The sequence below is a fragment of the Acidisphaera sp. S103 genome (assembly GCF_009765975.1).
In the GTDB taxonomy this organism is placed as follows: Bacteria; Pseudomonadota; Alphaproteobacteria; order Acetobacterales; family Acetobacteraceae; genus Rhodopila.
In genome coordinates this window covers 42,836-51,915 of the sequence record NZ_LMUJ01000020.1, presented here as the reverse complement: position 1 = coordinate 51,915, position 9,080 = coordinate 42,836, and the positions used below count along the sequence as shown (strand labels likewise).

Below are 9,080 nucleotides of genomic sequence, written 5' to 3'. Positions count from 1 at the left end.
GACGGATCCACAAGCGTACCTCAAGCCAACCCCAACAACTCCGCCAGCGCTTCCAACCTCACGCCAACCCACGCCGCCGCAAAATCGCGCCCCCAACCGCCCCCAGCCCGAAATTCAACAGTACCCCCGCCAAAGCCAACAGCACCAAAGCGGCAAACATCCGAGGCATCTCCAACCGGAAACTCGCCTCCAAAATGCGGTATGCCAATCCCGACGCGAATCCTCCCGATCCAGCGACCAATTCCGCCACCACCGCCCCCACCAGCGCCAACCCCCCGGAAATCCGCAGACCGGACAGGAAGTAGGGCAGGGCGGCCGGCAATCGCAGCAACGCCATCGTCCGCCACCGGCTCGCCCCATACAACCGGAACAAATCGTTCAGCTCCGGCGGCGCGGAAGCCAGCCCCGACGCCGTATTCGCGAACAACGGAAAAAACGCGACGATCGTGGCGCAGACCACCAGTGCGATAAACGGCTCACCCACCCAGATGATGATCAAAGGCGCGATCGCCGGCAGCGGAGTCACCTGCAACGCCACCGCCCAGGGCTGAATCGCCGCCTGCGCCAGCCGGCTGGCCGACATCGCCACCGCCATCGCCCCGCCGAGGATAGCCGCCACCAACAACGCGGTGAACGTCACGAACAAGGTGGAGGCCAGCGCCGTCAGCAACCCAACCGGATCGGCCAGGAACGCCCCGACAACCGCAATCGGCCCCGGCACCTCATAAACTGGCACACCGCCGATCCGCACCGCCGCCTCCCACAGCGCCAGCGCCAGCAAACCGAACAAGGCCGGCGCCCATTTCACCGCAGCGCCTCCGCCATGCCATGCGAAATCTCAGCCACCAACGCTGCGTAGGCCGGATCCAGCCGTGTCTCCGGACCGGACACCAGCGCCGACGCGATCTCCCGATCGATCCGCCCCGGCCGAGGCGTCATCAGCACGATCCGCCGCGCCAAAAACGCCGCCTCATAGATCGAGTGCGTCACGAACACCACCGTACACCCAGCATCCCGCCAAACCCCCAGCAGATCGGCCTGCAGCTTGTGCCGGGTGAATTCGTCCAGCGCCGCGAACGGCTCATCCATCAGCAACAACCGCGGCTTGGTCACCAAAGCTCGGGCGATCGACACACGCATGCGCATGCCGCCGGATAACTGCCGCGACCGGGCTTTCTCGAACCCCGCCAGACCCACCCGGTGCAGCGCCGCCGTCACCGCCGGCATCGCCGCCGCCCGAGACACACCGCGCAACCGCAGCGGCAAGAACACGTTTTCCTCGGCCGTCGCCCAGGGCAGCAGCGTCGCGTCCTGGAACACATAGCCAATATCGCCCGGCGCCGGTGGTCCGCCGTCCCACACCAGTTCACCGTCGTCCGGTTGGTCCAATCCCGCGATCAGCCGCAACAACGTCGACTTCCCGCATCCGGACGGTCCCAGCAACGCGACAAAATCCGCCGAGGCCAACCGCAGCGACGCATCGCGCAACGCCACCACCCCCCCTGGAAATCGCCGCCCGACAGCCCTGACCGTCAGCACGGGCAAGCAACCCTAAGCATCAGGATAGCGACGCCGGAGAGAAAGATTTGTCGGGGCGCCACGCTCTCACCGTCATGGCCGGGCGTGTCCCGGCCATCTTCGCTCCGGCGGACGAAGCGCGAATGGCCCGGACACGCCGGTTCATGACGGGTAGACAACGGAACAATCGGCCAAAGAATTCCAGGTTTGGCGCTTATTCTAATGCTTATGGGACGCGTCCCGACCGTCCATGTCCACCCCGCCCTCAATGCTTCAAATCCATCCCAACCTTCCGGTTCACGAACTGCAACGTATAAGCCTTGGTGACATCCAGCCCCTTGGGATACACCCCCGCCTCCGAAGTGGTCTGATAGAACGACGCCCAACGCGCAGCCGTCATCGCGCCAATCCCCTGCGTCGCCGCGTCCCCCGAATCCAAAATGCTGTGCGCCTTCAGCGAATCCCGCCCATACGCGATCAGTGCATCGTTCATCTCCGGATTTGCCTGCTTGATCAGCGCGTTCCCCGGCGCCGGATCACCATACAGATACGAGTACCACCCCTCGATCGAGGCATCCACGAACCGCTTCACCAGATCGGGCCGTTTGCCGATATTGGCGTCAGAGGTGGCGATCATACTGCCGTACCCCTCGAACCCCGCATCCGCCATCAGCAGCACCACCGGCTTGAAGTGCCCCTCCTGCTCGATGGAAAATGGCTCCGATCCCAGATACCCCTGCTGGATCGCATGCTTATCCGCCAGGAACGGCGCCAGATTGAACGTGTACGGCCGGATCTGGCTGTCCGAGTAGCCAAACCTGGCCTTTAGGAACGTCCACCATCCCACGCGCGAATCCGCGCTGATCATGATCGGCTTACCCTTCAGCGCCGGGAAACTGTCGTTCCCCATCCCCGGATGCGCGATCAGTACCACCGGATCCTTCTGGAACATCCCCGCCACCGCGCGAAACGGAATGTTCTCCTTGACGAAATTCAACGCCAGGAACGAATTGGAGGAGATGTTGAAATCCAGCCGCCCCGCCAACAGCAACTGCGTGTGGTTGACCTGCGGCCCACCCTGCTGGATCGTCACATCCAACCCATGCTTGGCATAGATGCCGGTGGCGAGGGCCTGATAGTAGCCGCCATATTCCGCCTCGGCCGTCCAGTCCAAACCGAACGTGACCTTGTCGTTCGCCTGGGCGACGCCAGAGAATAGCAGCAGACACAGAATCGCGACCAAACGACGCATGGCATGGTTCCTTCCCCGGGAGTCGCGGCGGAGAATGGCACCGATACACCGGGAGGCAAGATGGGTAACGATTTAAGCTACGGATTGGCCGGCCGCAGGGCCATCGTCACCGGCCACCGCGGCGGCATCGGCGGCGCCGTGTTCGACACGCTGACCCACGACGGCGTGGAGGTGATCGGCCTCGACCTGCCCGATTTCGACCTGTCCGACACGGCAACCCTGGAATCCCGCCTGGCCACGCTGCTGGCCGAACGCGGGCCGGTGGACATCCTGGTCAACAACGCCGGCGTCACCGTCCTCGGCACCGTCCTGGAAACCTCCCTGGCCGAGACCGAACGTGTGTTTCGCGTCAACTTCCTGGCCGCCTACGCGCTGATGCGCGCCGTCCTGCCCGGCATGGTCCAGCGCGGCAAGGGCGCCATCGTCAACATCGCCTCCGACCAGGCGCTGATCGGCAAACAGGTCAGCGCCGCGTACGGAGCCTCCAAAGCCGCCATCGCCCAACTGTCCCGCTCCGCCGCATTGGACTGGGCCCGCCACGGCATTCGCGTCAATTGCATCGCACCAGGCAGCACCGACACCGCGATGCTGGCCCAAGTGATCGGCGATCTGTCGGCGAAATACCCGGACCAATTCCCGGTATCTTCCGCCGATGCCTACAAATCCGGCGTTCCCCTGGGCCGCTTCGCCGCCCCCGCGGAAATCGCCGCCGCCGTCGCCTTCCTGGCCTCCGACGCCGCGTCCTTCATCACCGGAATCATCCTGCCGGTCGACGGTGGCGGCACCGCGCAATGAAACAGGCCGTCGTCACCGGGGGCACCAGGGGTATTGGCCGCGCCATCGCCGATCGCCTGGCGACCGAAGGCTGGACCGTCCTAACGCTCGCCAGGCATGCCGCGGACACGCCCCACCGCTTCCAACCCTGTGACGTGGCAGACCCCGCCGCCGTGCGCGCCGCCTTCGAAAACCTGTCCCGGATCGACGCCCTGGTGAACTGCGCCGGAATCGCCGGCGCCAACCGCCTCGACGGCGATGACGACACGCTGTGGCACGCGATCATCGGATCGAACCTCCACGGCACCTACCATTGCTGCAAGGCAGCGCTTCCCTTGCTGCCCAACGAGACCGGCCGCATCGTCAACATCGCCTCGGTCCTGGGCCTGCGCGGCGTCCGCGACCAGACCGCCTATTGCGCCGCCAAGCACGGCGTTATCGGCTTCACCCGATCCCTGTCCCTCGCCCTCGCGCCACGCGGCATCACCGTCAACGCCCTATGCCCCGGTTGGGTCGGCACAGAAATGGCCGAACGGCGCTACACCGAACTGAACATCACCGCCGAACAGGCCGCCGCGGGTGTCCCAACCGGCCGGATCGCCTCCCCAGCCGAGGTCGCTGATGCAACGATCTGGCTGCTGCGCCCGGAATCCCGAGGCATCACCGGCCACGCTTTGCCGATCGACGGCGGCGGCCTGGCGCTGCCCTGATCGTTCGGCTACCGGCGTTTGCGTCGTGATCGGGATGTGTTAGCAATGACCCCTGCCGCGGAATGACGGAACAAGAGGGAAACGAACGATGCGCCATCTTCGATGTGGGTTCGTGGCGGCGGCGCTGCTGCTGACCGCATCGCCCTCTTTCGCCGCGGACGACGTCATCATGTTGCCGGTCGCCAATGCCATCAACACGCCGGAGGCCCAGCAAAAACTGCCGAGCTCGGTAAAATTCTATTTCGGCAACCAACCGGTTGGCCGGATCGCGCAAACCTTCGATCAGTTCGTTTCCAACCGCAAAACAAACGCATTCGCCAAGTCGGACGATGCCGCGTGTCAACGGGCTTTTCTGTCGGCGCTGATCTCGTTACATCAGCGCGCGGATGAACTCGGCGCCAATGCGGTGATCCATATCGTCAGCTACTATCGAAAGCACGAAGTCTCCAGCGACACCGAATACGAATGCCACAAGGGATTCCTCATGGCCGGCGTCGCCCTGCGCGGAGACGTCGTGCGGCTCGCCGACCACTGACCGGGCGCGCCTCACCTCTGGCCCAACCGCCCAACCCGTGACAGACTCCCCCCATCGCATAATGAGGGGAACGGACATGGCCACCATGGGCAGCGGCGACTACATCTACGAACCGGTGGAAAACTGGGCAAAACTGCCCCCCAACTGGACGTTCAAGGAAATCGGCGGCGTCGGCGTGGACGACAAGGACAACGTCTACGTCTTCAACCGTGGCGAGCACCCGATGATTGTGTTCGATCGCGACGGCAACTTCCTCCGCTCCTGGGGGGAGGGCATTTTCCCCCGAGCCCACGGTGTCTTCGTCGCCCCCGACCAGACCCTGTGGTTGACCGACGACGCCGACCACAGCGTTCGCCAATGCACCCAGGACGGCAAAATCCTGCTGACCCTGGGCACCCCCGGCAAACCCCAACCATACATGAGCGGGGAACCATTCCACCGCTGCACCCACACCGCCATGGCCCCCAACGGCGACATCTACGTCTCCGATGGTTACGGTAACGCCAGGGTCCACAAATACAGCCCCGACGGCCGCCTGCTGCTGTCCTGGGGCAGCTCCGGCACCGACCCCGGCCAGTTCAACATCGCCCACAACATCACCTGCGACGCCGACGGCTGGGTCTACGTCGCCGACCGGGAGAATCACCGGGTCCAGGTGTTCGACGGCAACGGCAAATACGAAACCCAGTGGAACAACCTGCACCGTCCCTGCGGCATCTTCATGCCCAGCGGCAAATGCCCCATCTGTTACGTCGGAGAACTGGGGCCGGTGCAGCGCGTGAACCGCGACGCCCCCAACCTCGGCCCCCGGGTCACCATCGTCGACAACACCGGCAAGCAGCTCGCACGCCTCGGTGGTGTCTGCGCCGGCCTCGGCCCCGACCAGTTCCTCGCCCCGCATGGCCTGTGCGTGGACAGCCGGGGCGACATCTATGTCGGTGAGGTGTCCTGGACCCAATGGCCGCAACTGTTTCCGAAAGACCCGATGCCCGACAACCTGCGGTCGCTGCGGAAATTCCGTAAAGTCACCAACTAAACAAACGGGGAAACGAAATGGTCACCCTGGGCAGCGGCGACTACACCTACGAACCGGTGGAAAACTGGGCGAAACTCCCGCCCAGTTGGTCGTTCAAGGAAATCGGCGGCATCGGCGTCGACGACAAGGATCAGGTCTACGTCTTCAACCGCGGCGAGCACCCGATGATCGTGTTCGACCGCGACGGGAACTTCCTCCGCTCCTGGGGCGAGGGCATCTTCCCGCGCGCCCACGGCGTCTTCGTCGCCCCCGATCAAACCCTATGGCTGACCGACGACGCCGACCACACCGTCCGCCAATGCACCCAGGACGGCAAAATCCTGCTGACCCTCGGCACGCCGGGCAAACCCGCCCCCTACATGGCCGGCGAACCGTTCCACCGCTGCACCCACACCGCGATGGCCCCGAATGGGGACCTCTATATCTCAGACGGCTACGGCAACGCCCGCATCCACAAATACACCCCGGACGGGCGCCTGCTGAAATCCTGGGGCGGCCCCGGCACCGACCCCGGCGAGTTCAACATCCCGCACAACATCACCTGCGACGCCGACGGCTGGGTCTACGTCGCCGACCGGGAAAACCACCGTGTCCAGGTGTTCGACGGCAACGGCAAATACGAAACCCAGTGGAACAACCTGCATCGCCCCAGCGGCCTGTTCATGCCGCCCGGCAAATGCCCCGTCTGTTACATTGGAGAAATAGGGCCCGCCCAGCCCGTGAACCGCAACGTTCCGAACCTGGGACCACGGGTGACGATCGTCGATCACACCGGCAAGCGCCTGTCGCGCCTCGGCGGCCAGTGCGCCGGCCTGGGACCCGACCAGTTCATGTCGCCGCACGGCCTGTGCGTGGACCGCCACGGCGACATCTATGTGGGTGAGGTGTCCTGGACCAACTGGCCGCAGACGTTCCCCAATCAGCCCAGGCCGGACAACCTGCGCTCGCTGCGGAAATTCCGGAAAGTGGGGTAGGGGACCCCAGCCTCTCTCGCGACCGCATCCTTCGCCACATACACTTGTACCCCGCCGAGCCGGCCAGTCCGTCCGCGACCGGCCGGCTCGGACGGTTTACCGTCGCCGCGGGGCGAACGAAACAAAATTGACATTGGATTCCGACTAGCCTCGGCTGAATTTTTGTTGCACTATCTTAGCGATCATAATGGGCCTGAGCTTTGGTAGCGTGGATCGGAAGCGATGCAATTGAAATCATTCATTGAAGAGTTTGTCCAGATTATCCGACGGACGGCAGCGGACACGGGCGCGAGAGTCATTCCGACTCTTGTAACCGGATCTGACAAGGTTCCCACTGCGTTTCTGGAGCCGGACGACTTCGTCGGCCTCTTTCGCCACAGCGCCGCGCGCGTGATTTATATCACGGAGCGCCGGTTCAACGCCGAGACAATGGCCATGGGTCAGATGGAGGAGAACGAATCGGGCGTTATCGACACTGCCGATTTCGAAGATGATGTGAAGCGGTACGTTGGTAGGATACCAGAGTTCCAATCCCTGGTAACACGTTGGACCAATTGTGACGGCCTTCTATGTTCGGTCACGGCCACATTCATGATGGACGGGATCATGCACGTCATCATGAGGAATGAAACATGGTTGAGCGAATTCGAAGAGGATGCGGACAGAATTCTTGAAGACCTTCAACACCACCTCGATGGTCGTCGCGAGAGGGCCCAGGTAACAGTGTAACAAGACATAACACCAGCCACCGTTGAGGCCGATTCTTGATTCGTCATCGCCCGCCGTCTCTTGATTCGTCATGGCCCGGCGTCAGTCCGGGCCATCCGCCCCAGTAAGGTGCTGGGTCAGATGGTGCAGAAAATAGGTCGTAATTTCAACGGCAGAATTACCATTGGGCGACATCGAAGCGAAATCCTGCCACCATGATCAGAGACACGGCTCGTTGTCATCATCATCACTCTGCCGCCCGGTGAGCGGGAAATCCGACCATCACCCCTTACGAGCCTCCGCCACCGCCTTCTCCAGGTCCGGCAACTCCACCGCCCCCGGCACCAGGTCGTCCCCGATCACCAGCGCCGGAGTCCCCTGTATCCCCAGATCATGCGCCAGCTTCAAATTCGTATCGATCCGGGCCTGCACTGACGGATCGTCCATGTCGTGCTGCATCCGAACCCAGTCCAGCCCCAGCCCGCGCGCCGCCGCCTCGATCTGCGGCAGGGTGGTGTCCGGCGGCAGCTTCATCACCGCTTCCCGCATCGGAACGTAGGCACCCTGCTTCTGCGCCGCCAGCAGCGCCCGCGTGCCCAGCACGCTGGCCGGCCCCAGGATCGGCAGGTCCTTGTAGACCAGCCGCACCTTGTGATCCTGCGCCAGGAAGCTTTCCATCGTCGGCTCCATCTTGCGGCAATACGGGCAGCGCGTGTCGAAGAACTCCACGATCGTCACGTCGCCATGCGCATCGCCCGCCACCGGGTCCGCCGCGGTCACCAATTGCCCCTTGGCCTGCGCAATGGCGGCGCGAGTCGCCTCCTGCGTCCGTTCCCCGTCATCCGCTTGCAGCGCAATGATCGCGTCGCGCAGGATGGACGGGTCCTGCTTCAGCGCGTCGCGCACGATGCCGACGATCTCGGCCCGTTGAGCCGGGGTGAACTCGGCGGCCGGCGCACCGGCGGCCCACAGCACGATCGGCAGGATCAGGCTGGCGGCCAAGGCAAGGCGGATCATCGACAGGCGGATCATCGCGGGTCCTTCGGCGAGGGGTCGTGCCGGCTGCTTAAGCCCCGGAACGCCCTTCGTGGCAAGTCAAACCATGGGGCGTGGTTGCCGCTGATGCCGAAGCCGTTTATGGCAGCCACCCTTAACGGTGGCACGCGGTCCGGTGGACCGGCGAATCCGATGGCTGGCGAGACCGACAGGATGGATGGAATGCGTCGCGGCACGATGACCGATTTACCGCTGCCCGAGGCGCGGCCGTCCAACGACAGGTCCCGCCTGTTGCCGGCCCGGGTCTTTTTGGCGCTGCTGACGGTCCTGTCCGGTTGCAGCACCATCGGCAACTTCAAGGACAAGGTGATGGGCAGTACCGTGCCCACTGCCGGCCAACAGGGTTTCGTGAAGGGCTTCCTCGGCGGCGTCGTGGCGGATGAACCGCGCGCCGCGCTGGCCGGCCGCGACGTCCTGTCCGGCGGAGGCAGCGCCGCCGATGCGGCCGTCGCCGTCGCCCTGACCCTGACGGTCACCTATCCGTCGCGCGCCGGCCTGGGTGGTGGCGGTGCCTGTA

The 9,080-nt window shown here is 64.2% G+C and carries 11 protein-coding genes; 7 read left to right on the top strand and 4 right to left on the bottom strand.

The window, feature by feature from the left end; translation table 11 throughout:
* Positions 1-58 precede the first annotated feature (58 nt).
* From GSQ89_RS02080 to GSQ89_RS02070, 3 genes are all read right to left on the bottom strand, one after another.
* Entirely contained in the window at positions 59-808 is a 750-nt protein-coding gene (locus GSQ89_RS02080; RefSeq protein ID WP_158921523.1) for an ABC transporter permease, read from the bottom strand.
* A complete protein-coding gene (locus GSQ89_RS02075) occupies positions 805-1,539 on the bottom strand; it encodes an ABC transporter ATP-binding protein (protein ID WP_158921521.1) in 735 nt (244 codons plus the stop codon). Before GSQ89_RS02075 ends, GSQ89_RS02080 begins: the two co-directional genes overlap by 4 nt.
* 244 nt (positions 1,540-1,783) lie before the next feature.
* Positions 1,784-2,770, bottom strand: coding sequence for an ABC transporter substrate-binding protein (locus GSQ89_RS02070; protein ID WP_158921519.1), 987 nt, complete (start codon positions 2,768-2,770; stop codon positions 1,784-1,786).
* 60 nt (positions 2,771-2,830) lie between these two features.
* On the opposite strand from GSQ89_RS02070, the gene GSQ89_RS02065 reads away from it, so the two are divergent.
* From GSQ89_RS02065 to GSQ89_RS02040, 6 genes are all read left to right on the top strand, one after another.
* On the top strand, positions 2,831-3,565 hold the full coding sequence (locus GSQ89_RS02065) for an SDR family NAD(P)-dependent oxidoreductase (RefSeq protein WP_158921517.1): 735 nt from the start codon (positions 2,831-2,833) through the stop codon (positions 3,563-3,565).
* Complete coding sequence (locus tag GSQ89_RS02060) at positions 3,562-4,254, top strand: SDR family NAD(P)-dependent oxidoreductase (protein WP_158921515.1); 693 nt, start codon at positions 3,562-3,564, stop codon at positions 4,252-4,254. The genes GSQ89_RS02065 and GSQ89_RS02060 overlap by 4 nt, the downstream gene beginning before the upstream one ends.
* Before the next feature lie 112 nt (positions 4,255-4,366).
* A complete protein-coding gene (locus tag GSQ89_RS02055) occupies positions 4,367-4,789 on the top strand; it encodes an excinuclease ABC subunit A (RefSeq protein WP_216855970.1) in 423 nt (140 codons plus the stop codon).
* A gap of 76 nt (positions 4,790-4,865) precedes the next feature.
* Positions 4,866-5,825, top strand: coding sequence for a peptidyl-alpha-hydroxyglycine alpha-amidating lyase family protein (locus GSQ89_RS02050; RefSeq protein WP_158921511.1), 960 nt, complete (start codon positions 4,866-4,868; stop codon positions 5,823-5,825).
* A 17-nt stretch (positions 5,826-5,842) separates the two neighbouring features.
* Entirely contained in the window at positions 5,843-6,799 is a 957-nt protein-coding gene (locus GSQ89_RS02045) for a peptidyl-alpha-hydroxyglycine alpha-amidating lyase family protein (RefSeq protein ID WP_158921509.1), read from the top strand.
* Positions 6,800-7,021: 222 nt separating this feature from the next.
* Positions 7,022-7,528 (top strand): hypothetical protein, encoded by a 507-nt coding sequence (locus GSQ89_RS02040; protein ID WP_158921507.1) that lies wholly within the window; start codon positions 7,022-7,024, stop codon positions 7,526-7,528.
* Between the two features lie 261 nt (positions 7,529-7,789).
* On the opposite strand, the gene GSQ89_RS02035 is transcribed toward GSQ89_RS02040, so the two are convergent.
* Positions 7,790-8,539 (bottom strand): DsbA family protein, encoded by a 750-nt coding sequence (locus tag GSQ89_RS02035; protein WP_158921505.1) that lies wholly within the window; start codon positions 8,537-8,539, stop codon positions 7,790-7,792.
* Between the two features lie 186 nt (positions 8,540-8,725).
* Between GSQ89_RS02035 and GSQ89_RS38995 the strand changes: the two genes are divergently transcribed.
* Positions 8,726-9,080 (top strand): gamma-glutamyltransferase (locus GSQ89_RS38995; RefSeq protein ID WP_254073034.1); only part of this gene is annotated, 355 nt, incomplete at its 3' end.